A 26144-nucleotide genomic window follows, 5' to 3' on the forward strand; every position below is an offset into this window, starting at 1 on the left:
CGAGGTTTCCGGGCCTGTGGCGCAGTTGGTAGCGCGCCTCGTTCGCATCGAGGAGGTCAGGGGTTCGAATCCCCTCAGGTCCACCGACTGAAAGCCCGACCAGACACACGAAAGTGCGTCTGGTCGGGCTTTCCTCATTCCCTATCGGGACATGCCTGGGCACGTTCCAGCCCTCTCGGGTCAACGCGATCTCCGCCGAGCGGGGAGTCGCTCGCAGACCGGGCTTTCGCTGATACCCCCGTTTCAGGCCACTCCCTTTCCGGCTCCTTGCAGTCGTCAGGGTGCTGCCTCGGCGCGGCTACGACGCGCTCTGACGAGAGCAACGGCGAGAAGCGTGAACGCGGTCGTCGTCAGTGTCAGGACGCCGAGGGTGATCGCGTTCTCAAGAGTGATCGATTGCGTCGATGTCCATCCCTCTGCGATGAGGGGGCCGCTGGTTGATGCGGCGACGACCAAGCCGACGATCGCGATGCCGATTCCGGCGGCGAGCTCTTGTGCGGTGTCGTTGAGGGCGGCACCGATAGATGTGCGGTCGGAGGGGAGGCCGCGCATGACGTTGATCGTGGCGGTGATCATGGTCATGCGCATGCCTGCGGCGACGAGCATGATCGCAATGGCAATGAGGACATAGCTCAAGCGCCCGAGGAAGGCGTAGAGCAGGAGCCCGATGATGTCCGCGCAGGAGCCAATGAGTGGACCTGCTGCACGCTTACTCCAAACATTGCGCCGGCCACCCTCCTACCGAGCTCGTACTGAAAGCTGCGCAGTCCCGGAGACCGAGGTAGGCAGCGCCACGAGCCCGATCTGCCCGTCAGCTCCGCCCTTCTGGCCCCTCGGCTCACCTGTCGGGACGGTGACGATCTTCTGGTGGGCGGGCTTGATGCCGACCTCTAACCCGCGTGCAACATGCGCGAAATGTCTCCGGGGCTAGCATCGGATCGTCTCTTGTACGACGTACAAGACGATCACCTTCGGACGCACCCAAGGTCGCGTGTGGTCAAACCATCCCGCATGAACACGAGACTCTTTGGAGCATCGCATGAGATCAACCTCTGCCCGTATTGCCGTGGCCGCCCTCACCACCATCGCGCTCGGACTCGGCGGGTGCTCGGCAACCGGCTCGACGAATCCTCAGGACTCAGCCACGCCTGTCGCGGGAGGAGACCTGGTCATCGCCCGCAGCCAGGATGCCTCCACCCTGGACGTGAACGGAAACGTGAACAACTGGTCGATCTGGGCGGACGAGAGCGTGCTCGATACCCTCCTCGTTCCCAGCCCTGACGGCAAGGGCGTCGAGCCATCGCTCGCGACCTCGTGGGAGGTCTCCGATGACAAGAAGACATGGACGTTCCATCTGCGTCCGGGCGTCACCTTCTCGAATGGTCAGGCGCTGACATCTGCTGACGTCAAATTCTCGATCGACTACGCGCGCGACCCCAAGGCATCGTTCGGGTTCCTCGACGCCGCGATCGCCGACGTCACCGCGACCGACCCCGAGACGGTGACGATCACGACGTCGACGCCCTGGGCACCACTGCTGGCCGACCTCGCCGGCTTCAACAACTCGATCTTCCCGGCGAACTTCGCGGGTCAATCCAAGGACGCCTTCTGGGAGAAGCCCATCGGGTCGGGACCCTTCATGTTCGATTCGTGGGTCAAGGGCTCCTCGCTGAAGCTGGTGCGAAACCCGCACTACTGGAAATCAGGACTGCCCTACCTCGACAGCGTGACGTTCTTGAACGTGCCCGAGGACCAGACACGTGCCACCATGCTGCAGTCCGGACAGGCGCAGATCGACGAGTTCCCCGCGTACTCCAGTTTGGCGACGCTGAAGGCGACGACCGGCGTCACCGTCGACGAGTTCCCCTCCAGCAATACCGAGTACCTCGTCATGAACAACGAGCGGCCGGAGTTCTCCGACCCGCATGTGCGTCGCGCGATCTCTTACGCCCTCGATCGTGACGCGATGATCAAGGCGGTGCTGTTCGGTCATGGCGAGGCGGCGAAGTCGTTCCTCAACCCGAGCTTGATGGAATTTGCCGACGTCGACGCCCCGACCTACGACGTGGACAAGGCGAAGCAGGAGCTGGCTCAATCCGCATATCCGCAGGGCTTCACAACGACTCTGCTCGTTGCATCCGGCAAGTCGATGTACGCGACCGCCGCGCAGATCATCCAGGCGTCGTTGAAAGAACTGGGCATCGAAGTCGAAATCCAAACGATCGACGCAGACGCCTCGGGCGAGATGCAGAACAACGCCAACTACGACATGTGCTTGACCTACTTCACGACCGACATCGTCGACCCGGACGAATGGGTGACCTTCGGGGCGGTGAGCCCGAAGAACGGCTTCGGCAACGCCATGAACACGTTCTACAGCAACCCTGAACTGGATGCCCTCGCGCAGCGAGGCCGCGAGGAATTCGACCCCGACACGCGCACTGAGATCTACCAGCAGATCCAGCAGATCATCGCGGACGATCAACCCCACGCCAGCCTGTACTACACGCCCTTCGAGTACGCGCGCAGCACCAAGGTGCATGGCTTCCAGGTCTACCCGACCGGCAACTACACGCTCGCCGAGACGTGGGTCGAGCAGTGAGATTCGTCGTCACGCGCGTGGTGCTCATGATTCCCGTGCTGATCGGGGTGGTCACCGTGACGTTCCTCCTGATGCATTTGACCCCCGGAGACCCAGCCCTCGCCTATTTGGGTCAGAAGGCCGGCCCGGAGGCCCTTGCAGCGCTGCGACACGCGTGGGGCTTGGATCGTCCTCTGTGGGTGCAGTACCTGCAGTTCGCCGGTGGGCTGTTGCGAGGCGACTTCGGCACGTCGATGTACTTCAAGCAACCGACGGCCGAGCTCATCTCCGCCCGTCTGCCCGTCACTCTGGAGCTGACAGCGATGACCGCGGTGTTGATCGTCGTGATCGCCGTCCCGGCTGCGACACTGGCTGCCGCTCGACAGGGCAGGGCCGCCGACTCGCTCCTGCAGCTCGGGGCGTCCGCCGGGTTGGGGATGCCGCAGTTCTGGGTCGCGAGCATGCTGGTTCTCGTACTCTCTCTGCAGCTGGGTCTCTTTCCAGCGGCTGGATACGGAGACACGCCGCTGTCGCAGTTCGTGTCGCTGATCCTGCCGGCGCTCACTCTCGCGATATCGGCCGCGCCTCTGGTCTTCCGGAGCCTGCGATCCTCCATGATCGACGCGCTCGACAGCGAGTACGTCGCGTTCGCCGAGGCCAAGGGACTCAGGCGATTCCGTGTGCTCTCGGGGTATGCGCTGCGCAATGGCGCCATCTCCGCCGTCACGATACTCGGTGTCAATGTCGGGGCGATCATCGGCGGCACGCTCGTGGTCGAAAGCGTCTTCAGCCTGCCCGGGCTCGGGAGCTTGATGATGCAAGGCATTCTCAACCGGGATTTCCCGGTCGTCCAATGCACCACCCTCGTATTCGCCGTGCTCGTGGTGTTGATCTACCTCGGCACGGACATTCTCCACCGACTGCTGGATCCGAGAGTGAGGAATGCAGCGTGATGACTCTTCAGGAACGACCACTGGTGCAGGCCGGCCCCGACCGTAAGAGCACAGGGCGTGCGGCGGACCGGCGGCCGAGATTCCGGGGCACCCCACGGTTCTGGGCGGGTGTGGGCATCGTTTTCACAATCGTCGCCCTCGCGACGGCCGCGCCTCTGTTGACGCCTTACGATCCGATCACTCAGGATTTGCTCAATACCCTGACGCCGCCGAGCATGATGCACCCGATGGGCACTGATGAGCTCGGCAGAGACGTCTGGAGCAGGTTGCTGTACGGGGCCCGGATCGATCTGAGTATCGCGTCGGCGGCAGTCGTCGCGCCGTTCGTGATCGGTGTCGTGATCGGCGCGCTGAGCGGATACTTCGGCGGTGTCGTCGACGGGCTGTCCATGCGTCTCGCCGACGTCGTTGTGGCGTTCCCGTTCTACGTGCTGATCATCGCGCTCGTCTTCGCGCTCGGAGGCGGAGTGGGCAGCATCTTCGTTGCGATCACACTCGTCGGCTGGGTGCCGTACGCGCGCATCGTCCGTGCGGAAGTGCAATCGCTGCGAGAGCGGGACTTCATCAGCGCATGCCGTGTGAGTGGACTCGGCTCTGCCCGCATCATTTTCCGTCACCTCGTGCCGAACACCGTCAGTCAAGCGATCGTGTTCGCGATGAGCGACATCGTCATGACGATTCTCGTCATCGTCACGCTCAGCTACTTCGGTCTTGGAATCACTCCGCCACAGCCCGATTGGGGTCAGATGCTGTCGGACGGGCAGAAGTTCCTCCTCTCCGGCCAGTACTGGCTCATCATGTTCCCGGGCCTGGCCGTCATCATCACGGGTTTGGGTCTGTCCCTCGTCGGGGATGGACTGGTCGACGCGATGAGGGTGAAGCGATGAGCGCGGTGACGTCGGCCTCGCTGCTCTCGGTGCAGGGGCTCAGCGTCGATATCGCCGGGCCGCGGGGCGTGCGCCGCGTCGTGGATGACATCGCGCTGCAGATCGAGCCGGGCGAGTCGATGGGACTCGTCGGCGAATCGGGATCGGGCAAGAGTATGACTCTGCGCGCGATCATGGATCTTCTCCCGAGCAATGCCTCAGTGTCGGCGGGGAGTATTGCATTCGACGGCGCCGAGATCGTCACGGCCGAGGGCGCCCCCGGACGGGCGTCTGCCGCTTCCGTGCGCGGTGCCGGGATCACGATGGTCTTCCAGGAACCGGCGATCGCCCTCAACCCCGTGATGAAGATCGGGCGGCAAATAGTCGATGGTGTGCAGTACCGACACGGCCTTCGCCGCCGCCAGGCTCGAGACCTCGCCATCGATCTTCTCGAACGCGTCGGGATCGATCATCCCCGAGCGCGAGCGGATCAGTACCCCTTCGAGCTCTCGGGTGGGATGCGCCAGAGGGTGATGATCGCTTCAGCCATCGCCAGCAGACCCCGCCTCATCCTGTGCGACGAGCCCACCACCGCGCTCGATGTCACGGTGCAGGCGCAAATCCTGTCGTTGTTCTCCGAGCTTCGTGCGGACTTCGGTCTGAGCCTGCTCTATGTGACGCATGATCTCGCCGTCGTCAGCCAGGTGTGCGAGCGAATCGCCGTCATGCGGGCCGGACGGATCATCGAGACGGGCTCGGTTGGAGACATCTTCCGCAAACCGCAGAACGACTACACCCGCGCGCTCCTCGACGCCATGCCGCGGGTCCGCCCGGAAAGTCGTATCCGCGTCACCGAAAAGACAGGGCTGACCTCATGAACGACGCGCGACACGACTGGGCGGACATGCTCGAACTCACCGACGTACAGGTGCAGTTCACTGTCGGACACGGACGCCGGAAGAGGATCGTGGCGGCCGTCGACCGCACCTCATTCACCGTGGCGTCCGGGGAGGTCCTCGGGATCGTCGGCGAGTCGGGGTCGGGGAAGTCGACCCTCGCGCGCGCGATCGCGGGCCTGCAACGGTATGACGGAACGATCACCCTCCAAGGCCGTCCCCTGTCGCCGAAGCGCACGCGCCATCAGCGTCGAATGATCCAGATGGTCTTCCAGGACCCCTTCGCCTCGCTCGACCCGCGCATGACCGTTCGCCAGATCCTCGCCGAGATCGTCACGATCCATCGGGGTGGAGGCCGGTCCGCAGTCGAGGCGCGCTGTCGCGAGCTCATGAGCCTCACTCACCTTCCGGAAGAGCTTCTCGACGTGTACCCCGGCGACATGTCGGGAGGTCAACGTCAGCGCGTCGCTATCGCCCGCGCCCTCGCCGCCGATCCGTCGGTACTCATCGCGGACGAAGCGACGAGCGCACTGGACGTGTCCGTTCAGGCGAAAGTGATCGCGCTGTTCGCGGAGTTGAGCGAGACTCTCGGGCTGACGATCATCCTCATCGCGCACGACTTGGCGATCGTCTACAGTCTGTGCGATCGCGTCGCCGTGATCTCGCAAGGCTCCATCGTCGAAATCGGGGAAACGGAAGCACTGTATGCCCATCCTCAGCACGCCTACACGCGGCGACTGCTCGCGTCGATACCCGCAGTGAACGCATGACGGGCACGGTGACGCGCAGGGGGCTCCCGTTCACGACGTTCGGGGCGACGCCCTTCGAACGCGAGATCGGTCGGCCCGCCGAGCGGTATCGGGGCGAGACCGTTGTGGAGGCGGGCATCCTTATGAGAGACGGTGTCGTGCTCGCCGCGGACGTGTACCTCCCGCCCGAAGAGACTCTTCCCGTGCCAGCGATCGTGACCATCACTCCCTACGGGAAAAGCTCACCGGGCCGCCTCGACGCGGATGCGCTTTCGCTCCGGGCGGCCGGTTACGCGGTCGTGGTCGTCGACTGCCGGGGGCGCGGCAAGTCCGAGGGAACGTGGATTCCGGCGCGCCACGACGCCCGCGACGGCCATGACGTGGTCGAGTGGGCGGCCGACGCCGCGTGGAGCACGGGAGCAGTGGGGATGACGGGGCATAGCTACTCCGCGTGGGTCGCCTGGGCCGCGGCATCCGAGAATCCTCGTGGACTCTCATGCATCGTGTCGAGTTCCGCGATCGGTGCGTGGCAAGAGGAGATCCCCTTTCACAGGGGCGTGCTCCAGCTCAACTGCGCGTGGTGGCTGTACGGCGTGCGCAGACGCATTCAGGAACGTCCGCCGGGGGATGCGTCCGTGGACTGGGACCGCGTGCTGCGACTCCTGCCCGTCGATCGCATCCGCGACGAACTGGATATCCCACGCGAATTGTGGGACTCCGTGATGATCGATGACACACTGGCTGGCTGGGATGACGTGAGGTTTCCCCAGGAGGTCTACGACGCGATCGACGTGCCTGCTCTGCACGTGACGGGCTGGTTCGATCTCGAGGACATGCCCGGTGCGTTCCGCCACTACGAGCGGATGACGGCCCGTGGAGATCGGAGCACGCCCCAGCACCTCATCGTCGGTCCGTGGAATCATCCGATGGTGCGCTGGCCGCATTCGGACCACGGTGGAATCGAGTACGGACCCGAGGCCGCCGTCGACATGAGCGCCGTGCATCGGCAGTGGTTCGACCGTTGGCTCAAGCCGGGCGCCGACACCGGAACAGAGGACGTTCCCGTGTGGGTGTGGGAGACCGGCACCGAACGATGGCGTGCGGAGCGATCGTGGCCGCGCGCCAACGACGCGACCGTGCTCTATCTCGCGGCGGACCGGGCCGCGGGGGGCCTCGTCGGAACGCTGGCGCCCGCATTCACTGAGCGGACGCCCGAGATGACGTACTCCTACGATCCTCTCGACCCCGTCATGACCGGCACGCGCGTACACGAGTACGGTCAGGAAGACATCCCGGTCGACCAGACCGAGACCGAGGAGCGCGAAGACGTCCTGATCTACACCAGCACTCGGCTCACGTCGGCGATCACGCTGTCGGGGAGGGCGCAGGTGTATCTGGAGGCTGCGACAGACGGAGACGACACCGACTGGCACGTCAAGTTGACCGACGTCGACAGACACGGCCGTTCGACCAAGGTCGCGCAGGCGTGCATGCGTGCATCTCATCGCGAGGGCTCCGATTCGCCCGCACCCGTCCCGCCCGGGCGCTTCATGACCTATGCACTCGACCTCTGGCCCGCGCAGCACGTCTTTCTCCCCGGGCACCGCATCCGTGTGTCGGTCACGTCCAGCGACTTCCCCTGGAGCGCGCGCAACCTCAACAGATTCGGTCCGTTGCACTCGCAATCCGACCCACGCACGGCGGTCAACACCGTCCGACACGCCGGTGTCAGTAGAATTGTCCTGCCCATCGAGGTGTGCGGTCGCGCGCTCGACAGCGAGGGTCCGAACGGAGAAGGGCCGGAGACCGATGGTCAGTGTCAGTAGGGTGCCGCAACCCAAGCGCTACGACGAGAACTCTGATCTCAGCCGGCAGCAGGTCATAGATGCGGCCCTCGACTACGTCAATCAGTTCGGCCTCGCCGCGCTCACGATGCGTGGGCTGGCCAAGGCTCTCGGTACCTACCCCGCGACACTGTATTGGCATGCCGGCAACAAGTCGCAGCTGCTGGGCATGCTGTACCAGCATGTGCTCGAGCAGATCCAACTCCCGCACCCCCACATTCCGTGGGATGAATGGATCATCGGACTCGCGCGCAGTGCGCGAGCTGCGTTGCGACCTCACCCCGAGCTCGCAGCCGGTTTTCTGGCAGCGCTGCCGGTGACGGAAGGGTCTCTCGATCTGGCGGACGCGACTCTGCGCGTGCTGTCTCGCGCGGGGTTCGACGACCAGCAGCTCGTCCACGCGTACAACTGCGTGTTCGCCGCGATCTTCGGGTGGATCGCGGAGGAGTTCGCCGCCGATCCGGGCGAGTCGGACGACGCTTGGAGAGCGGAGTTCGACCGCCTCCTCGCGCAGGACGGGGGAACGCGTTTCGCGGCTATCTCGACGCGGAAAGCATCCCTCGCCAACAAGGCCTGGCTCCTGCGGTGGACGACCGGCCCCGGTGCGCCGCTCGATGCGGGGTTCGAATTCATGCTCGCCATGCTCATCGCAGGCCTCAAGGGTCTCCTGGGTGGCGACATCGCACGGAAGTGACGATCAGCTCACGCCTCGATCACCCGGAGCTCACGGTGAGCAGTGGCGTCCTGTCCCCGATATGCTGCGGCTCAGACACTGCATTCCTCTTCTCCGGGAGACGCCATGATCCTCGCCCACGACGTCTCGGGCTCCGGCCCGCTGCTGATTCTGCTGCATGGGATCACGGAGGACCGGCGCAGCTGGGATCCCGTAGATCTGAGCGACGGCTTCACCGTGGTGCGGGTCGACATCCGCGGTCACGGCGAGTCGGATGCCGCTGAGCCCTACGACATCCCGACGCTGGCCACCGATATCCATGACACCGTCGTGCACCTCGTCGCCGGGAACGCCATCCCGGACGAGCCACCGGTGGTCGTCGGACACTCGATGGGCGGTATCGTCGCGACGGCCTACGGGGCGCTTTTCCCCGCCCGGGCCGTGGTGAACGTCGACCAGCCCCTGCACCTCGCGGGTATGCAGCAGCAGGTCCAGCAGGCGGAGGGCATGCTGCGGGGCGAGGCGTTCCCGCTGTTCATCCAGGGCATGTTCGCCCAAATGGTGGGGGCGCTGGATGCCGACGAGGTGGCCCGCGTCGATGGCATCCGGTCTCCGAGGCAAGACGTGGTGCTGGGGATGTGGCGGCCACTGCTGGAGGATTCGCCCGAGCAGCTGTCCCGGCTCGTCTCCGAACTGTCAGCGGTCTCCGACGACGTGCCCTATCTCGTCGTCACCGGTCTCGACGCCGGGCCCGAGTACGCCGCCTGGCTGCAGCAGCAGATCCCGCACACCGTGTACGAGGTCTGGGAGACGCCGACCCACTACCCGCACCTCGTGGATCCCGAGCGTTTCGTCGCGCGGGTCAAGGAGTTCGTGCTCTGAGGCGCTTCTCCAGTGGCATCCCGGCCTCCGCACCGCGCTCGACGAAGCGGTCGGAGAAGCCGCGGACGCGATCGAACTCATCGCTCATGAAGGCGGCGTGCACGCGGTTCTTGCCCCACCCCTCGGCGGGTTCGCTGAAGGGAGTCGGCACCCATGACGGTGAAGCCGTCGGCGTGGAGCTCGGCGTGCATGACGCCGTCGGCGGGGGCGTCGGGCATGGTGAAGTCGCCGAACGTGCCGACGACGAGCTCACCGCCGGAAACCGACTGAGAGAAGGTCATCGCCTCGCGGGCGGCACGCGGTCGACGATGTCGCGAGGTCGACGGTCAGACGGTCACTCTGCGCCGCGCGCGTTGTAGACGGTCACGCCGCCGGCGTCGACGGCATCCCGATACGCCTGGAACACCTCGATCGCCTCCTCACGCAGGAGCGGATCGATGACACGGATGCCTCGCTGCTCGAACTGCTCGGCCCAGTCGTCGCGCATGGGGCCCTCGTCGAAGGTGGTGATCTGTTCCAGTTCGGGGCCCGATCCGGCGATGACCAGGGTGCGGATGCCGGACCACAGCGCCGCGCCGTAGCACTGCACGCAGGGGCGCCAGTTCACGACCAGCTCGTGCTCGGGTTGTCCGGCCGCGCCGAGGTCCCAGCCGCCGACGGTGCGCTGCGCCGTGCCGAGCGCGGTCACCTCGGCGTGTGCCGACGAGACGCCGGAGGCGAGCACCACGTTCACGCCGACCGAGACGATGCGTCCGGTCGCGGTCTCGGCGACGAGGGCGGCGAAGGGCCCTCCGTTCCCCTCGCGCCAGTTGCGATCGGCCAGAGCGTGCACGAGACGCATGCGGTCGGCGCGGTCGGGGATCACGTCGGGAACCTCGTCGACGGCTTCGCCGAGCCAGTCGGGGAGGGCGATGTCGTACGTGGTGGCCTGCAGTTTCATGGGTGCTCCTCGCATGTTCGCCAGGTCGGGTCGCGCGTCGACGAGGCATTCGCGACAGTGATGCTCGCAGAGCGCCATTACGGGGTGCAACCCACGATGTTTCTGATTCGTTTCAGTTATTGAAAGGCGGTGCGTTCAGGGGAGCCGCGCTGTGACCACCTGCACCGTCAACGACTCCTCGGCGGCCGCGGAGAGGCGGTGCGGGGCGGTGGCGTCGATCCACACCACGTCGCCCGCGCGGATCGGCATCCGGCTTTTTCCGAGCGTGAGCTCGCCTCGTCCGGAGACGATCAGGAGCACGTCCTCGCCGCCGTGCTGGAAACTGTGTTCCTCGGCTTCGCCCGCCGGGACGACGACCTCGTGCACCTCGAGCTTCGCGTCAGGTGCCGTCGGCAGTGCCCGCAGTCTCACGCCGCCGGACGAGACCTGGTCGTGGCCGCGTCGGGAGCCGTCGTCGTCGGTGAGCAACCGTGCCGGCGGAACGCTCAGTGCGTCGGCGAGCAGGTACAGCGTCGCCACGCCGGCGCGGATGCGACCGTTCTCGATGTTGGACAGCGTCGGTTGCGAGACGCCGGCCAGAGCAGCGAGCTGCCGGGTCGAGAGGTGGCGTTCCCGTCGTGCCGAGCGCACGGACTCTCCGATCCGGCGGTCGACGTCGTCGGTGTCGGTCATGAGTGTGCCTCCTCGCCGGCGCCGCTGGCAACGATCAGGACGAGCGCACCCTGCTCTCCTGCGCGGAGTCGATGCGGGGTGGTTCCGGTGATCCACAGCGACTCGCTCGCCGGGAGCGGACGGGGCGGCTCGGACTCTCGCAGAAGGGTGGCCGAGCCGCGCACGACGCGCACGACCTCCTCACCGGGATGGGTGTGGGGGCGCGGCTCGAGCTCGCCGGCGGCCAGTTCGAGCCGGCGGGTCTGCAGCACCCGACCCGGTGCCGCGAGCACACGCCGCGTCGCCGCCTCGCCCGGGGCGCGCGGGAAGGCGTCGACGTTGAGCGAGTCCACCCGTTCGGGTGCGGGCAATAGTCGATCCGACGAGACGTCCAGGGCCTCGGCGAGCAGGGTCAGGGTGCGCAGGCTCGGAAAGATGCGGCCGTTCTCGATGTTCGACACGAACGGCTGCGAGGTGCCGATCCGTGCGGCCAGGTCGCGCATCGACAGGCCGCGTTCGCGTCGGTGGGCACGCACGGCCGCGCCGATGGCGGCGGCTGCGCCCTGGTCTTCGCTCACCCGATGAGCTTATGGCGCGGCCTGGATCCGAGAGAACGTCGCACCCCTACGATTTGCCATAGTTATCATGTGAGAACGCTCCAGCCCGTTCGATCCAGGAGTCCCCATGCCCAAGCAACTCGTCCTCGGTGCTTTCGAGACGCTCACACCGAATTTCATCGGCAACGCGTGGCACCACCCGCGCGCCGACACGCGCGAATTCGCGACCCTCGGGTTCTGGCGCGACCTGGTCTCGACGCTCGAGCAGGGCGGATTCGACTTCGTCTTCCTCGCCGAGGCCATCGGCTATCCGATGAACGACGCCGGCGAGGTGCCCGAGGCGGTCATCCGCGAGGCGGTGCAGGTCCCCGTGCACGACCCGATGGCGATCATGTCGGCCCTCGCGGCCCTGGTCCCTCGCATCGGGCTCGTCGTCACGGCATCCACGACGGCGCAGTTGCCACTGCTGAACGCCCGAACGTTCACGACGCTCGATCACCTCTCCGAGGGGCGCATGGGGTGGAACATCGTCACGAGCGACAACCAGCAGGCCCTCGTCCGCTTGCTCGGGCTCGACGGGATCACCCCGCACGACGAGCGGTATGCCCGGGCCCGGGAGTTCGTCGAGTTGTCGCTGCGCCTGTGGGAGGCCGGGTGGGACGACGACGCCGTCCTCGCCGACAAGGCGAGCAAGACGTGGGCCGACCCCGCCAAGGTGCACCGCATCACGCACGACGGTCGCTACTTCCACTTCGACGGCTACTTTCCCGCGACGCCCTCGCCCCAACGCACCCCCACCCTCTTTCAGGCCGGCACGTCGTCGGCGGGCACGAGCTTCGCGGCCGACTTCGCGGAGTGCGTCTTCATCCAGGACCGCGAGACCGCGCGTGCGGCGGCGTCGGTGCGCACCCTGCGCGAGAAGGCTGTCGCCGCGGGCCGCCCGGCCGATGCGATCTCGATCATCAACGGCGCGAGCTTCGTCGTCGGTGAGACGGATGCCGAGGCTCGGCGCCTGCGCGACGAGCTGAACCGCACGCCCACGCGGGAAGCGGCCGCGGCGCTCTTCCTCGGATGGTCGGGAGTCGATCTGGCCGCTCTCGACCCGGACTCCACGCTCGACGACGTCTCGACCGAGGTCGGTCAGACCACCGTCGCGATGTGGCGCAACCCGAACGGGACGAGTCCCACCGTGGGGGAGGTGCTGGACTCGCTGCCCTCCACCATCGGCGGCGTGAAGTTCACGGGAACGGCCGAGGGCATCGCCGACCAGGTGGAGGCCTTCGTCGCCGAGACGGATGTCGACGGGTTCCTCGTCGAGAACTGGTACGGCGGTGCGGAGGGGTACGTCGATGTCATCCGCCACGTCCTGCCGCACCTCCGCGCGCGCGGGCTACTGCCCGAGACGCCGCGGCACGGAACGCTCCGCGAGATGCTCACCGGCGGCGGCGCGCGGCTGCCCGAATGGCACCCGGGGCGCCGGGTGTCGCCGTCGGCCTGAGTCCGCCCGGCGTCGGTCACGCCCCGCGGAACGTGCGCAACTGCGCGAGCAGCGACGGTGCGCCGGAATCGAAGCGGCGTCCTCCCACGACGACGCCGAGGGCGAAGGTCACCAGGCCCAGCACCGGGCCCACCCCGAGCGCGATCCAGCCGGCGAGGGCCGACCCAGTGACCGCCGAGATGACCGCCGGCACGAGCACGGGCACCGACAGCACGGCGACCACGCCCCAGCAGAGGAAGAACGCCAAGAACATCGCGAAGCTCGAGCCGGGCACCCGTTTGAACGGGGAGTCGCCGGGGGCCGGCGTGGGCACGACCAGGATGGCCGAGCTCACCGCGCTCACGCCGAGCCCGACGAGCGTGAGGCCGAGCGAGGCGCCGAGCACCGCGGGCAGCAGCTCCCACCGTCCGGCGATGGCGACGGTGACCACGTCGGCGACGATGACGAGCGGGATGCTCACGGTCGCCGCGCCCAGCATGCGTCCGAGGCGGTCGTCACGGCCCCGGATGCCGGTCTGCAGCACGGTCGCGAACGCGGTGCCGTCGTACGAGACGTCGGTGTAGGCCAGGATGCCGGCGAAGTACCCGACCAGCAGTCCCGACATCGCGAAGAATGGGCCCGAGACGTCTCCCTGTGAGTACAAGAGGATGAGGATCGGCGTGAAGGGAACCAACAGCAGCTGTTTGAGGTAGCGCATGTCGCGCGTCCACGACGTCAGCGACCGCGCCCAGGTCGCGCCCACCGGGTTCGACGGCATCACGCCGAACCAGCCGAGCGAGCCGGATCGTCGACGGGCGGCGGAGCGCGCCGGGGGAGCGATGGCCGATGCCGACAGGCTCCGCGACCACAGCACCCACAGCAGCGCGAGCGTGGCCACGGCGATGGCGAGCTTCAGCAGTGCGGTCAGCCAGGAGCCGACCGCGAGGTCGCCCGGCACCGCCCACGCCGCCCCGATCGGAGTCCACGACACACCCCCGACGATCGCCTGCGCAGGAATGCCCCGATCCGCCGCTGCGCGGACGCCGTTGAGAACGCCGACCAGGAGCGGGCTCGCGAAGATCAACAGCGTGAAACCGACGAGTCCGACGATCTCGCGCGTGCGCCGGCCGCCGCCCAGGCCTCCGGCCAGAGTCGTCACCGCCCGCGAGGCGACGACACAGATGACAACGCCCAGCGGGACGCACACGACCGCAGCGACCGCGGCGACGGGCTGCCGCGCCCACACGATGAAGGTCAGCAGCGCCCCCAGCGCTGTCGCGATCCCGGGGACACCGGTCAACCCGCCCGCGGCGATGGCGAGCATCATCTGCCGGGTCGTCATCGGGAAGGGAGCCAGCTTCGAGGGATCGAGCGTCGTGTCGACACCCGCGGCGAACACCGGGCCCACCACCCAGCCGAGCGTCAGCACCGCGCCGGCGGCAGTCACCGCCGCCCGCGCGATGTCGAACTCGAGGGTGCCGACGAAGAACAGCGCCACCCCGGCCAGCAGCAGCATCCACAGCGCGCCGAGGATGCCGAAGATGAACCCGACGAGCTGCAGGGGGCTGCGCGAGAGGGTGTTGCCCAGCACCCGGAAGCGGATCCTCAGGACTGTCGCAACCACTGGGGTCCTTCCGCGTGGTGGCGACCGCCGACGAGCTCGACGAAACGGTCCTGCAGGGTGTGTGCCCCGCGCACCTCGTCGACGGTCCCGGATGCCAGCAGTCGGCCCTGCGCGATGACGGCGACGTGGTCGCACATGCGTTGCACGAGATCCATCGAGTGGCTCGACACGATCACCGTGCCGCCCGAGGCGGTGTACCCGCGCAGGATGTCCTCGATGTTGGCGGCCGAAACCGGGTCGACCGACTCGAACGGCTCGTCGAGCACCAGCAGGCGCGGCGCATGCACGAGCGCGCACGCGAGGGCGACCTTCTTCGTCATACCCGCCGAGTAGTCGACCACGGGCGTGCCGGCCGCCTCGCCGAGGTCCATGATGCGCAGCAGGTCGGCGGTGCGGGTAGCGACATCGTCGCGGGGGAGGCCGAACATCATGCCGGTGTAGGTCACGAGCTGCTCGCCGGTGAGCCGATCGAACAGGCGCACGCCGTCGGCGAGGTTGCCGATGAGTCGCTTGGCCTCGACCGGTTGCGCCCAGACATCGACGCCATGGATGCGCGCGGAGCCCGCATCGGGGCGCAGCAACCCCGTCGCCATCGACAGCGTGGTCGTCTTCCCCGCCCCATTGGGGCCGACCAGCCCGTAGAACGATCCGGACGGGACCGTGAGGTCCAGGCCCGCGACGGCCGTCTTCTGCCCGAACGTCTTCACCAGACCGGCGAGCTGCATCGCGGGCTGCGAATCGGTCGGCGCCGACGGGGCGACGGCATCGGGCAGGATGGACGGCGGCGGGGCGTCACGGGGGATGTCGGTCACCCCTCGAACCTATCGGCGGGCGCCCTCGCCATCACAGGGGCAGCCGCAACGCGCAGTGCGTTCGGCGGCCGGCGTCGCCCTCCCGCGACGACGAGCGCGCTCGTGCGCCGCGGCTCGTCCGCCTCAATAGCGGATCGCGTCGATCACCTTCACCCGCACGGCCACCAGGGCCGGCAGGAGGCCCGCCACCGCCCCCACGCCGGTCGCGGCGACGAGGCCGATGACCGCGGCGTCCACGGGGAAAGGTGGGAAGTCGCTCACCATGCCCTGCCCCACCAGGTCGCGCATCGCCGGCGATTGCACGGCGATGATCGACAGGGCGACACCGGTCGCGCCGGCGACGACGGTGGCCACGACGCTCTCCATCATCACGGCGAAGAACACCCGGCTCGCCGTGGCCCCGAAGCTGCGGCGAATACCGATCTCGCGCACGCGCTGCTTCACCGTCACCAGCGCGATGTTGACCAGACCGAGCGCCCCCAGCAGCAGCACCAGCACCGCGATGCCGATCACCACCAGCTTCGTCACCAGGAAGGGGTCGTCGCCGTACTGCGCCCAGTCCTGGCGGTTGACGCTCACTTCCACGCCGTCGCCGAGAGCGCCGACGAGGTCGCGCTGCACGAGCGAGGTCAGCTGGTCGGCGAGCTCGGGCGGCACCCACATCTCGTACTGCGTCTGCGGGGCGCCGCCACCGTAGGGGTCGACGACGGCGGCCGCCGATCCGCGCTCGCCGGTCGCGGCATCCTGGATCGCCTGCAACTGTCCCGCGAGCATGAACATCGTCGGCGCGGTCTCGTACGCCGCCGCCGGGGTGACGCCCACGACGACGGCCGTCACGCCCCCGGCGGCAATGCCCGACGCCGCGTGCGGCACGCCCTGCCCGCCCAGCGCCACCACCGGGTGGCTCGCCAGCGGTGGACGGCCCATGCGGTCCCAGAACACCTCGTTGACGATGAGCTGCGGAGCCAGCTGCTGCGCATCAGGCACGGTGAACCACTCGCCCTCGAGCATGCGCACACGGTGCATCTCGCCGTACGGCTGGTCGACCGCTTGCGCGGCGACCTGCACGGCGCCGGTCGAGAACGGCACGAGCTGCAACGTGTTCTGCACGCGACTGGCGTACGACACCTGGTAGCGCGCGACGACCTCCGCCCACCCGGCATCCATCGTCTTCGTATCGAGGGCGCCGCCATCGGTGCGGTACGCCGAGACGTACAGGGTGGCGGGTCGGCCGCTGGAGCGCTCGCTGAGTTCTTGACTGGCTTGCTGCACGATGGCGCCCAGGGCGACGACCGTGGTGAGCGAGCAGACGGCGACGGCCACGCCGACGAGCGACAGCAGCACACGGGTGCGATGCACCCGCACCTCTTGCCAGGCCTCGAGCAGGGCGCCGACGAACGCGGTGAGCGCGCGCATCAGGCGTGCCCGTCCGCTCGCGCGTCGATCGGTGCGTCGTCGTCGGCGACCGCCACCGGCACCGTCTCGCGCCGGTGGCGGCGGGTGAGGGGTTCGAGCGTCGGGTCGTCGACCGGGGTGAGGACACCCCGGTCCAGGCGGAAGTGCCGCCGGGCCCGGCGGGCGATCATCGGGTCGTGGGTGATGACGACCTGGGCCGCGCCCGTGCGCGCGGCCACGTCGTCGATCAGCTCCATGACGCTCTGTCCGGTATCGAGGTCGAGAGCACCCGTAGGTTCGTCCGCAAGGATGAGGCGCGGACCGCGCACGAGGGAGCGCGCGATGGCCACGCGTTGCTGCTCGCCGCCCGACAGGCGGTCGGGCATGCTGTTCAGGCGGTGGCCGAGACCGACCAGCTCGAGCATCTCGGCCGCGATCTTCTTACGTCGCCAGAACGTGCGCCCCGTGGCGTACAGCAGCGGCATCGTGACGTTCTCGAGCGCCGTGCGGCCGGGCAGCAGGTTGAACTGCTGGAACACGAAGCCGATCGCCGCTCCGCGCAGGCGGTCACGCCGCGCCGACGACAGTGTCTTCACGGGGCGATCGTCGAAGGTGATCTCGCCGCTGGTGGGAAGGTCGAGCAGTCCGAGAAGGTTCAACAGCGTCGACTTGCCCGACCCCGAACGGCCCACGATCGACACGTGGTCACCGGGCTCGATGGTCAGCTCGACGCCCGACAGGATCGTCAGCGCCGGCTGGTCCTGCGGGATCACCGTGCGGGTGACCTCACGCAGCGCGAGCAGGCTCATCCGGCCGGGACCGCTTCGCAGAACATCGAACCGTCGGGGTATGTCGTACACCCGTCGTTCGCCGGAGCCATGGCACCGGGTGCGAACTCCAAGACCTCGTCGCCCTCGGTCAGACCCTGCGTGATCTGCACCTGCGTGCCGTCGGTGAGTCCCAGCGCGACCGGCCGCTCCTCGGTGGTGCCGTCGGCGTTCGTGATCCACACCGTGCCGCTCTGGGCGGCACCGCGCACGGCGGTGGTGGGGACCAGGAGCACGTTCTCGGCCTTGCCGCCGGCGATCGTCATCTCGGCCGCGAGCCCCGAGAAGACCGTGACGTCACCGGGCACCGCGCAGGTCGCGGCGGTGGCCGAGCCCCCTGCCGTTGCGCCGCCGGTGGTTGCGCCGGAGGACGCCGCGTCGCTCTCACCGGAGCTGCCCCCGGCGAGCGGGGTGGTGATGCGCAGGCTCCCGCACGTGAACGGCGCGGGACCGCCGGTGATCGTGACGATCGCGTCGGTCGGACGGTTCATGAGTCGGTACTGCTGCGCGGGCTCGAGCGTGCCCGACACCGAGAAGGTCGGCGGAGCGACGTTCCCGGCGACCGCGCCGACGGTGACCTGCTGCCCCGTGATCACGTTGAGGGAGCTGAGCGTGCCGCCGGCGGGGGCGGTGACGTTCTCCCACCGGTAGATGGTCTGCTTGGGTTTGCCCTCGGCATCCACGCTGTCGGCCGGATCGCGTTCGATGGGCACCTTCACGTCGAAGACGACGTCGCCGGCGTTCACCTGGGCCCCCTGGGCGATGAAGATCTTGTTGACCGTGCCGGCCGCGGTCGACTTCAGCGGGATGGCCGCGTCGGCCGACACCGTCGCCTTCACGATCACGTCGTTGGTGAATCGTGCCGAGCGTCGCAACCACACGGGGCTCCACGATGGCGGCGGTCGGCTCGGCGGGTGCCGCGTCGGCGGGGCGGTCGGGGAAGAACGCCAGCTTCACGAGCGCCGCCGCGACGATCGCGACGAGCAGGATGCGCAGGATCGGAAAGATCCACGTACGTACGATCCCCATGAAACCCCCCGGATAGGAAACCCTGCTCAGACCCCTTCACCATAGGGGAGGGGCCGCGGTTCCGATGTGCTGCTCGCGGGGGTGAAAGACGGATGCCGCGCCCCTCGCCGTCGGGGGGACGGGGGGCGCGGCATCCGTGATCGTCGTGCGCTACTGCTTCGGCGGCTACACCACCTTCGGGGTCGTCGGGTCGAGGAGCGCGCCCGTGGCGAGCCGAGCGTGGCCGCGCGAGTACGCGAAGTAGATCGCGAACCCGAGCGCGAGCCAGATGAGGAAGCGCAGCCACGTCTCGACCGAGAGGTTGAGCATCAGATAGGTGCAGATGAGGGCCGACAGAATCGGCAGCACCGGGCTGAACGGCACGCGGAAGCCGCGCGCGAGATCGGGGCGCTTGCGACGCAGCACGATCACGCCGATCGAGACCAGGACGAAGGCCGACAGGGTGCCGATGTTCACCATCTCTTCGAGCACGCCGATGGGGGTGAGGCCGGCGACGAGCGCGACGACCGCGGTCACCAGGATCGAGATCACCCACGGGGTCCGAAAGCGCGGGTGCACCTTGGCCAGGCCGCCGGGCAGCAGGCGGTCGCGCGACATCGCGAAGATGATGCGCGTGGCCCCGATCATGAGGGTGAGCACGACCGTGGTCAGACCCGCGACGGCACCCGCGGCGATGACCGTGGCCATCCACGTCTGACCGTGGAAGGCGAAGGCGTTGGCGAGTGCCGCCGACGGGTTGAGCTCGCTGTAGGGAACCATGCCCGTGACGACGATCGCCACGGCGCAGTAGAGGATCGTGCAGATCACCAGCGACGCGATGATGCCGATCGGCAGATCGCGCTGGGGACGCTTGGTCTCTTCGGCGGTGGTGGCGACCACGTCGAAGCCGATGTAGGCGAAGAACACCAGGGCCGCGCCGGCCAAGATGCCGCCCACGCCGAAGGTGGCCGGCTCCAAGCCGGAAAGGAACTGCAGCAGGGGCTGGGTGAGTCCCGATGCCGACTCGGTGGGCACGGCGTCGGGCACGAAGGGGCTGTAGTTCGCGGGGTTGATGAACAGGATGCCGGCGATGATCACGAACAGCACGATGAAGAGCTTCACGGCCACCAGCACGAGATTCACCCGCAGCGACTCTTTGATGCCCAGCGTCATGAGCCCGCCGAGCACGAGGACCAGCACGATGGCGGGCACGTCGACGACACCCCCGTACGAGATCGCCTCGGGCAGGACGATGCCGATCTGCTGCAGGAAGGTGCCGAGGTATGCGCTCCACCCCTGAGCGACGACGCTCGCGCCGAGGAACATCTCGAGGATCAGGTCCCAGCCGATGATCCAGGCGAACAGCTCGCCCAGCGAGGCGTACGAGAAGGTGTAGGCCGAGCCCGAGACGGGCACGGTCGACGCGAACTCGGCGTAGCACATGGCCGCGAGTCCGCAGGCGATGGCCGCGACGATGAAGCTGATCACCACGGCGGGGCCGGCCACGTCGTGCGCGGCACGGCCCGTGAGGGTGAAGATGCCGGCGCCGATGACGACGCCCACGCCGAAGACGGTGAGATCGACCGCGCTCAGGGACTTCTTGAGCCGGAATTCCGGCTCGTCGGTGTCGGCGATGGACTGTTCCACCGATTTGGTACGCAAAAGGCTCACGCGATGCTTCCTCTGTCTCGGGTCTCGCTGTGTCTCGGATGACGCCCCGGTAACGAACACCACCCGGGAGGATAGTCGTCATTGCCTCACGACGCCTCCCGTCGCGTGCGTCGTCGTGAAGAGTGTAGGCAGTGCGCAGGACGTCTAGGTCGCCACGTCGCTTATGCAATTCCAACAATGCAGGTGTAATGTTTTACGTATTATGGCGATCAAGCACATCACGCACCTCGTCGATGATCTCGACGGTTCCGTCCTCGAAGAGGGACAGGGAAAGCAGATCACTTTCTCTCTCGACGGACGTGCCTATGAAATAGACCTTTCCGACCGCAACGCCGACAAGTTCTATTCGGCGATCACGCCTTTCGTCGATGCCGCGCGTTCGGTGTCGCGCAGTGGTTCGACCGCTCGGCGCTCACGCCCGGCTCGTCGAGGAAGCGACGTCGATCTCGGGGCCGTGCGCGAATGGGCACGCGCCAACGGGCACACCGTGAGCGACCGCGGCCGCGTCCCGGCGACGGTTCTCGACGCGTACGCGGAAGCTCATTCCTGAGTTGCGGTCGGCGCGTTCCGCGTCGGTGAGGGCGGCGGTGTCGTCGAGTTCGGTAACGCAATTCGCCGTTGTCGATGCGTTGATGGGCGGCGTCTATTCCTCGGGCATTTCGGTGCCCGAGGTGCGCGGCCTCGGTGACACCGGCATCGGGTGCTGCGAGGGGCTCGGCGGCGAGGTCGTCATTCTCGACGGCGAGCTGTTCGAGTGCACGGTCGATGGTCCGCCGCGCCCGATGGACGAAGACGAGACCCTTCCGTTCGTTGACGTGTGCACCCTCGGAGAGGTGCCCGCCACCGACGTGCACGACGTCGATCTCGGTGGTCTGGATGCCGCACTGCGCGAGCGCCTCGTCAGCCGCAACCTGTTTCACGCGGTGCGAGTCGATGGGGTCGTGGCGAGTGTCCGCACGCGCGTGACCCGACGTCAGGATCCCCCGTTCCGGCCACTGGCGGAGGTCGCGGCGGAGCAGATCGAGACCGTGACCACCGATCGCGCGGGTTCGCTCGTGGGGTTTTGGATGCCCCGCATCTACCAAGGCATCTCGGTCGCGGGCCTGCATCTGCATTTCCTCAGCGATGACCGTCTCATCGGCGGTCATGTCCTGGATCTGCGGATACGGTCGGCCGTTCTGCGGGTCGAGGCCTTTGCGCGGTTCACGTTGCAGTTGCCCCAGGATGAGCAATTCCTGCGAACGGAACTGACGCACGACGACGACCATCGCATCGTCGCGGTCGAAGGCGGACCGTCTCTGTCCGCGACGCGGTGAAAGCGGATGATCTTGCGGGTGAATCTGCATTCTATGGCCGTCTCGGCCTCGGAATGCCGACTTATGATGACGGCATGGCGAAAAAGCAGATCACCCAGTTGATCGACGATCTCGACGGGTCAATCATCGACGACGGGACGACGGTCCATTTCTCCCTCGAAGGACGCGCTTACGAGATCGATCTCTCCGGTCGAAATGCCCAGAAACTGCGAGATGCATTCGCGCCGTACGTGTCTGCCGGCCGTTCTGTCGGCACGTCCGCCCCAACCGGTCGACGCGTCGGCCGTGGACGCCCGGCTTCTTCACGTGATCTCGTCGACGTTCGTTCCTGGGCGCAGCAGAACGGATTCGACATCAATGCCCGCGGGCGTATCTCGAGTTCGGTGCTCGACGCATACGACGCCGCTCACTGACCCCCGCAAAAGAACGTCCGGATGCCGTGATGAAACGGCATCCGGACGTTTTGCGTATCAGACCAGGGTGTCGGCGACAGTCGCAGCGGCGAGGCGTTCCGCGGCCAGACCCTCAGCAGCGGCCAGCGGTGTCACCCCGCGGGATTCCGCTTCGTCGAAGACCCGGCGCAGGGTGTCACCGATTCCGGCGACGCGTCCCATGACCTCGTCGAGCGTTCCGCGTCGCTTCGCTACCGAGTCGAGGTAGATCACCCCACCGGCGTTGACGACGAAGTCGGGGGCGTACACGATGCCGCGACGAGCCAGCCGCTGCGCGCCCGAACGTGCGGCGAGCGGGTTGTTGGCCGGGCCGCAGACGGCGCGTGCGTCCAGCGCGTCGATGACCTCGTCGGTCAGCACGCCGCCGATGCCGGCGGGGACGAACACATCGGCCGGGACGAGGTGCGCCTCGCCCGGATCGACCCATAGGGCGCCGAGCTGCGCGGCGAGTGCCCGCTTGGCGGGGTTCACGTCGGTGACGGCGAGGATCGCGTGCTCGGAGGCGAGACGCTCGGCGAGTCTTCCGCCGACCTGTCCCAGGCCCGCGATGGTGATGCGTCGGCCCGCTACGTCGCCCGTACCCAGCGAGCGCTCCAGCGTCGCCACGAGCGAGGCATACACGCCGAGGCTCGTGGGGCCGGCGGGCTCGCCCGAACCGCCGACCGAGTCGGGCAGGCCCACGACGTGCGAGGTGCGTTCGCTCACGACGAGCATGTCGTCGGTCGTCGAGCCGACGTCTTCGGCCGTGCGGTAGAGGCCGCCCATGCTCTCGACGGCGTCGCCCAAGTCGAGGAAGGCCGCGCGGCGACGGTCGTCGTCGAGAACGGTGCCGAGGGGAAGGCCGATCACCGACTTGCCGCCGCCGGCGTCGAGGCCCGCGGCGGCGTTCTTCAACGTCATCGCAGCCGAGAGGCGCAGCGCGTCACCGAGCGCATCGGTCCATGAGGGGTAGGTCCACAGGCGGGCACCGCCGAGGGCGGCGCCGAGAGCGGAGGAGTGCAGCGCCACGGCGATGAACAGTCCGCTGCGTCGACCCGTGATCACCTCCACGCGCTCGTGGGCGAAATCGGGCAGGGGCAGGGCGTCTGTCATCGCGTTCCTTGTCGTCGGCCACCTTGTGGGCGGCGCTTGCGCGGAGGCCGCGGTTGTGCGGCATCCGTCGTCCATTCTGACGCGGGTCTGACGCCGACGCGAGAGGGGGCGACGGTGAGTCCCGGCGCGTGTCGGGAGCGTCCTGCGGAGAGGAGGGGGCGATACGCAGTCGGGGGCGGCGCGTGCGCTCGTGTCGGCAGAAAACTCCGCGGGACGGCTCGCACGTTCGCCGCCGAGCGCGGCTCTAAGCTGACGGGCATGACCGATGCCCTCCCGAACCGCAGCCGTCTCGTCGCCGCCTCGCTCGAGGCAGCTGGAATCCCGGGACAGATCATCGTGCTCCCCGACGCCGCTTCCACAGCCGCCCTCGCCGCCGCCGCACTCGATGTCGAGGTGGGAGCGATCGCCAACAGCCTCGTGTTCTGGAGCGACGATGAGCCGCTCCTGGTCATGACCAGCGGTGCACACCGTGTCGACACGGCGGCTCTCGCCGAACGACTCGGGCGCGGCGGCATCCGTCGGGCGACGCCGGAGCAGGTACTCGCCGCGACGGGGCAGCCCATCGGCGGCGTCGCGCCGACCGGGCATCCGACTCAGCTCGTGACCGTCGTCGACGAGGATCTCGCCGCGTTCCCCGAGATCTGGGCGGCCGGAGGCACCCCGCACACGGTGTTCCCCCTCACCTTCGACGACCTGGTGCGCCTCACCGGCGGGACCGTCGCGAAGGTCGACTGAGCCGCGGGCAAGGTTTGGGGCGCCCTCTTCCGTTTGGGGCGCGGGATACCGCGCCCCAAACGGAACAACACGCCCCAAACCCGGGAGCAGGGGGGGAGAGGGAGAGGGGGGAGGGGGAGAGGGGGGGAGGGGGGTCAGTGTGGCGCGGGAACGGGGAAACGCAGCTGCGCCGCCACGGGAGAACCGTCGGTGAGTTCGTCCCGCGGTACCGCGATCACCCGGCCGCCCGCGCGCAGCACCGCTCCGGCCAGGTCGACGAGCAAGTCGGCGTCGTCGGCGGGGAGCACCCGGCCGTAGGTGTCGATCTCGCCCGAGCGCTCGGCATCCTGGTCGACGCGCAGCTCCTCGATGGCCGCCGCGGCGGCGGCCGCCGCGACATCGGCCAAGCGGGAGGTGGCCAGACCGTCGGCGCGCAGCGCGCCGAAACGTTCCTTCCAGGTCGACACCGTGGCGCGACGCTCGGTCGCGACGAACTCGGCGACCGCGTGCGCGAGTGCGCCGTCGTCGAGCGAACGCGGGTGCGCCGAGATGCCGTGGCCGCGGAACCCGGGGTGGGTGTTCTGCGCGCGGTAGGCGGGGGCGAGCTCCTCGGTGGCCGCGACGATCAGCGGCACGTCGTCGGCGGCCACGCGCGTCACCTCGTCGGCGACGATCTTCGCGTAGCGCTCGCGCTCGGGCCGATCGCCGTCGGATCCGCGGGCGCGTTCCCGATCGGCGCGACCGTCGTTGTCGGCGTGCACGAGCACTGTGTCGAGGTCGGCGGGCAGACGCAGGGGGACGTTCTGCACGCGGTCGCCGCTGACGTGCACGAGCCGCACGAAGTCCCGCGCCAGCTGCAGAACGTAGGCCTGACCGTGGTGCGCGCGTGCCCGCAGCAGCGGGGTCACGGCGAAGCGCTCGTTCACCCGCACCGACGGCACGGGGGTGTACGGGAGGCGGAACACACGGCGCTCGACGGGGGTCGCCAGTACCAGCATCCCCCGACCCTGGTGGGCCCACAGGTCGTCGTCGTCGATGAGTGAGCGGATGCCGTCGAAGACCCGAGCGGTCGTGGCGGCGTCGATGCCGCTGTCGTCGAGGCGCCGGGCGGCGTCGTCCGCGGCGGAGCGCAGCGCGGTGCGGGCCAGGTCGTGCTGGGCCGGGACGGGTGAGGAAGCAACGACGACGCTCACCGTCGCCGGGGCGCGGTGGTCGATGAGCGCGAGGAGCGTGGCGTCGTCGGGAAGGTCGGCGGGGATCATCCGGCGACCGTAGGAACCGCTCCTCGCTCTCGCGCAGGGGGTTGCCAGCTCGTGGTGGCACGGGTACGGCGCGCCCCGGCCCGAGCGCCGCCGGCCATTCGGGCGAGCGCGCTCAGCCGGACGCGCGGCCGATGCGGCGGGCGAGCGTCGCGGCGGTGCCGGCGGCCGCGGCGGCGAGGGCGACGGCATCCCTCTCGACGCCATCGGACGGCCACGTGACCGCCACCGCCGCTGCCGGCCATCCGGCGTGATCGAGCACGGCCGAGGCAACCGAGCGGAACCCGGGCGTGACCTCGCCGTCTTCGCTCGCGTGCCCGGCCGCGCGCACCGCACGCAGACGCTCGCGCAGTGCGCGCGGAGTCGCGGGACCGAGACCCGTCCGCTGCACGAGGGCCGTGGCATCCGGGAACAGCGCGCGCACCTGCTCGCGCGGAAGGGCGGCGAGCATGGCCTGCCCCGTCGCGGTGAGGTGCGCCGGCAGCCGCACGCCGACGTCGGTGACCAGGGCAGGACGACGCGGCGCTCGTTCTTCGACGATGTACAGCACGTCGCGCCCGGCCAGCACCGCGAGGTGCGCGCTCTCGCCGACGCGGTCCGACAGGGCGGCGATCGCCGGGCGTCCCAGCCGGGCGAGCGGCTCCTGCCGGGCGTACCCGCCGCCGAGTTCGAAGGCGGCCGTCCCCAACCCCCAGCGCCGGTCACCGGGCACGTGCACGACGTAGCCGTGCTGCTCGAGAGTGGCGAGCAGGTGGTACGTGCTGGATCGGGGGATGCCGAGCGTCGTCGCGATCGTCTGGGCGGCGACCGGCCCGGGCTGACGGGCGAGCAAAGAAAGGATCCGCAACGTCTGATCGGCGGCGGGGACCTGCGGCCGCGAAATGTCTGTCATATCAGACACAGGA

Annotated in this window: 27 protein-coding genes and 1 tRNA gene; 14 read left to right on the forward strand and 14 right to left on the reverse strand. The window is 68.3% G+C overall.

Annotation, left to right across the window (positions count from 1 at the left end):
* Positions 1–10 precede the first annotated feature (10 nt).
* Positions 11–83 (forward strand) — tRNA-Ala (locus QE412_RS00425).
* Positions 84–276: 193 nt separating this feature from the next.
* Here the strand turns inward: QE412_RS00425 and QE412_RS00430 are convergent.
* Positions 277–606 carry a hypothetical protein gene (locus QE412_RS00430; protein ID WP_307478748.1) on the reverse strand — a complete coding sequence of 110 codons (330 nt, stop codon included), beginning with the start codon at positions 604–606 and terminating at the stop codon, positions 277–279.
* A 433-nt stretch (positions 607–1039) separates the two neighbouring features.
* Between QE412_RS00430 and QE412_RS00435 the strand changes: the two genes are divergently transcribed.
* The 8 genes from QE412_RS00435 (at position 1040) to QE412_RS00470 (ending at position 9444) form a co-directional block, all read left to right on the forward strand.
* Positions 1040–2602, forward strand: coding sequence for an ABC transporter substrate-binding protein (locus QE412_RS00435; RefSeq protein ID WP_307478750.1), 1563 nt, complete (start codon positions 1040–1042; stop codon positions 2600–2602).
* Between the two features lie 26 nt (positions 2603–2628).
* Positions 2629–3534 (forward strand): ABC transporter permease, encoded by a 906-nt coding sequence (locus tag QE412_RS00440; protein WP_307478753.1) that lies wholly within the window; start codon positions 2629–2631, stop codon positions 3532–3534.
* Positions 3534–4421 (forward strand): ABC transporter permease, encoded by an 888-nt coding sequence (locus QE412_RS00445; protein ID WP_307486943.1) that lies wholly within the window; start codon positions 3534–3536, stop codon positions 4419–4421. The genes QE412_RS00440 and QE412_RS00445 overlap by 1 nt, the downstream gene beginning before the upstream one ends.
* Complete coding sequence (locus QE412_RS00450) at positions 4418–5278, forward strand: ABC transporter ATP-binding protein (RefSeq protein WP_307478755.1); 861 nt, start codon at positions 4418–4420, stop codon at positions 5276–5278. Before QE412_RS00445 ends, QE412_RS00450 begins: the two co-directional genes overlap by 4 nt.
* Positions 5275–6066, forward strand: a complete 792-nt coding sequence (locus QE412_RS00455) for an ABC transporter ATP-binding protein (protein WP_307478758.1) — start codon at positions 5275–5277, stop codon at positions 6064–6066. The genes QE412_RS00450 and QE412_RS00455 overlap by 4 nt, the downstream gene beginning before the upstream one ends.
* The gene (locus QE412_RS00460; RefSeq protein ID WP_307478761.1) at positions 6063–7871 is read left to right on the forward strand and encodes a CocE/NonD family hydrolase; all 1809 of its coding nucleotides are present in this window, start codon (positions 6063–6065) and stop codon (positions 7869–7871) included. The genes QE412_RS00455 and QE412_RS00460 overlap by 4 nt, the downstream gene beginning before the upstream one ends.
* Before the next feature lies 1 nt (position 7872).
* Positions 7873–8583: a TetR/AcrR family transcriptional regulator C-terminal domain-containing protein gene (locus tag QE412_RS00465; protein WP_307478764.1), complete on the forward strand. Its 711-nt coding sequence runs from the start codon at positions 7873–7875 to the stop codon at positions 8581–8583.
* A 105-nt stretch (positions 8584–8688) separates the two neighbouring features.
* Positions 8689–9444, forward strand: coding sequence for an alpha/beta fold hydrolase (locus QE412_RS00470; protein WP_307478769.1), 756 nt, complete (start codon positions 8689–8691; stop codon positions 9442–9444).
* A gap of 77 nt (positions 9445–9521) precedes the next feature.
* Here QE412_RS00470 and QE412_RS00475 read toward each other — a convergent pair whose 3' ends face one another.
* The 4 genes from QE412_RS00475 to QE412_RS00490 form a co-directional block, all read right to left on the reverse strand.
* A complete protein-coding gene (locus QE412_RS00475; protein WP_307478773.1) occupies positions 9522–9725 on the reverse strand; it encodes a hypothetical protein in 204 nt (67 codons plus the stop codon).
* A gap of 53 nt (positions 9726–9778) precedes the next feature.
* Entirely contained in the window at positions 9779–10384 is a 606-nt protein-coding gene (locus tag QE412_RS00480; RefSeq protein WP_307478775.1) for a nucleoside deaminase, read from the reverse strand.
* A gap of 135 nt (positions 10385–10519) precedes the next feature.
* Positions 10520–11056 carry a helix-turn-helix domain-containing protein gene (locus tag QE412_RS00485; protein WP_307478777.1) on the reverse strand — a complete coding sequence of 179 codons (537 nt, stop codon included), beginning with the start codon at positions 11054–11056 and terminating at the stop codon, positions 10520–10522.
* A complete protein-coding gene (locus QE412_RS00490; RefSeq protein ID WP_307478779.1) occupies positions 11053–11613 on the reverse strand; it encodes an XRE family transcriptional regulator in 561 nt (186 codons plus the stop codon). The genes QE412_RS00485 and QE412_RS00490 overlap by 4 nt, the downstream gene beginning before the upstream one ends.
* Positions 11614–11719: 106 nt before the next feature.
* Here QE412_RS00490 and QE412_RS00495 point away from each other — a divergent pair, with 106 nt between their 5' ends.
* Positions 11720–13090 carry an NtaA/DmoA family FMN-dependent monooxygenase gene (locus tag QE412_RS00495; RefSeq protein WP_307478781.1) on the forward strand — a complete coding sequence of 457 codons (1371 nt, stop codon included), beginning with the start codon at positions 11720–11722 and terminating at the stop codon, positions 13088–13090.
* 16 nt (positions 13091–13106) lie between these two features.
* On the opposite strand, the gene QE412_RS00500 is transcribed toward QE412_RS00495, so the two are convergent.
* From QE412_RS00500 to QE412_RS00525, 6 genes are all read right to left on the reverse strand, one after another.
* Positions 13107–14693, reverse strand: coding sequence for a hypothetical protein (locus QE412_RS00500; protein ID WP_307478784.1), 1587 nt, complete (start codon positions 14691–14693; stop codon positions 13107–13109).
* Complete coding sequence (locus QE412_RS00505) at positions 14675–15418, reverse strand: ABC transporter ATP-binding protein (RefSeq protein ID WP_307486946.1); 744 nt, start codon at positions 15416–15418, stop codon at positions 14675–14677. The genes QE412_RS00500 and QE412_RS00505 overlap by 19 nt, the downstream gene beginning before the upstream one ends.
* Before the next feature lie 210 nt (positions 15419–15628).
* On the reverse strand, positions 15629–16921 hold the full coding sequence (locus QE412_RS00510; RefSeq protein WP_307478786.1) for an ABC transporter permease: 1293 nt from the start codon (positions 16919–16921) through the stop codon (positions 15629–15631).
* Complete coding sequence (locus tag QE412_RS00515) at positions 16921–17709, reverse strand: ABC transporter ATP-binding protein (protein ID WP_307478790.1); 789 nt, start codon at positions 17707–17709, stop codon at positions 16921–16923. The genes QE412_RS00510 and QE412_RS00515 overlap by 1 nt, the downstream gene beginning before the upstream one ends.
* Complete coding sequence (locus QE412_RS00520) at positions 17706–18608, reverse strand: hypothetical protein (protein ID WP_307478792.1); 903 nt, start codon at positions 18606–18608, stop codon at positions 17706–17708. The genes QE412_RS00515 and QE412_RS00520 overlap by 4 nt, the downstream gene beginning before the upstream one ends.
* A 313-nt stretch (positions 18609–18921) precedes the next feature.
* Positions 18922–20406: an amino acid permease gene (locus tag QE412_RS00525; protein WP_307478795.1), complete on the reverse strand. Its 1485-nt coding sequence runs from the start codon at positions 20404–20406 to the stop codon at positions 18922–18924.
* 202 nt (positions 20407–20608) lie between these two features.
* Here QE412_RS00525 and QE412_RS00530 point away from each other — a divergent pair, with 202 nt between their 5' ends.
* From QE412_RS00530 to QE412_RS00540, 3 genes are all read left to right on the forward strand, one after another.
* Positions 20609–20956 (forward strand): histone-like nucleoid-structuring protein Lsr2, encoded by a 348-nt coding sequence (locus tag QE412_RS00530; protein WP_307478798.1) that lies wholly within the window; start codon positions 20609–20611, stop codon positions 20954–20956.
* A 25-nt stretch (positions 20957–20981) separates the two neighbouring features.
* Entirely contained in the window at positions 20982–21722 is a 741-nt protein-coding gene (locus tag QE412_RS00535; RefSeq protein WP_307478801.1) for an acetolactate decarboxylase, read from the forward strand.
* A gap of 74 nt (positions 21723–21796) precedes the next feature.
* Positions 21797–22135, forward strand: coding sequence for a histone-like nucleoid-structuring protein Lsr2 (locus tag QE412_RS00540; protein ID WP_307478803.1), 339 nt, complete (start codon positions 21797–21799; stop codon positions 22133–22135).
* Between the two features lie 57 nt (positions 22136–22192).
* Here QE412_RS00540 and QE412_RS00545 read toward each other — a convergent pair whose 3' ends face one another.
* Positions 22193–23266: a Glu/Leu/Phe/Val dehydrogenase family protein gene (locus QE412_RS00545; RefSeq protein WP_307478805.1), complete on the reverse strand. Its 1074-nt coding sequence runs from the start codon at positions 23264–23266 to the stop codon at positions 22193–22195.
* 258 nt (positions 23267–23524) lie between these two features.
* Here QE412_RS00545 and QE412_RS00550 point away from each other — a divergent pair, with 258 nt between their 5' ends.
* Positions 23525–24001 (forward strand): YbaK/EbsC family protein, encoded by a 477-nt coding sequence (locus tag QE412_RS00550; RefSeq protein WP_307478808.1) that lies wholly within the window; start codon positions 23525–23527, stop codon positions 23999–24001.
* 134 nt (positions 24002–24135) lie between these two features.
* Here QE412_RS00550 and QE412_RS00555 read toward each other — a convergent pair whose 3' ends face one another.
* The gene (locus QE412_RS00555; RefSeq protein WP_307478810.1) at positions 24136–25242 is read right to left on the reverse strand and encodes a baeRF11 domain-containing protein; all 1107 of its coding nucleotides are present in this window, start codon (positions 25240–25242) and stop codon (positions 24136–24138) included.
* Between the two features lie 112 nt (positions 25243–25354).
* Positions 25355–26131, reverse strand: a complete 777-nt coding sequence (locus QE412_RS00560) for an IclR family transcriptional regulator (protein WP_307478813.1) — start codon at positions 26129–26131, stop codon at positions 25355–25357.
* Between the last annotated feature and the right edge of the window lie 13 nt (positions 26132–26144).

This window comes from Microbacterium trichothecenolyticum, assembly GCF_030818955.1.
GTDB lineage: Bacteria > Actinomycetota > Actinomycetes > Actinomycetales > Microbacteriaceae > Microbacterium > Microbacterium trichothecenolyticum_B.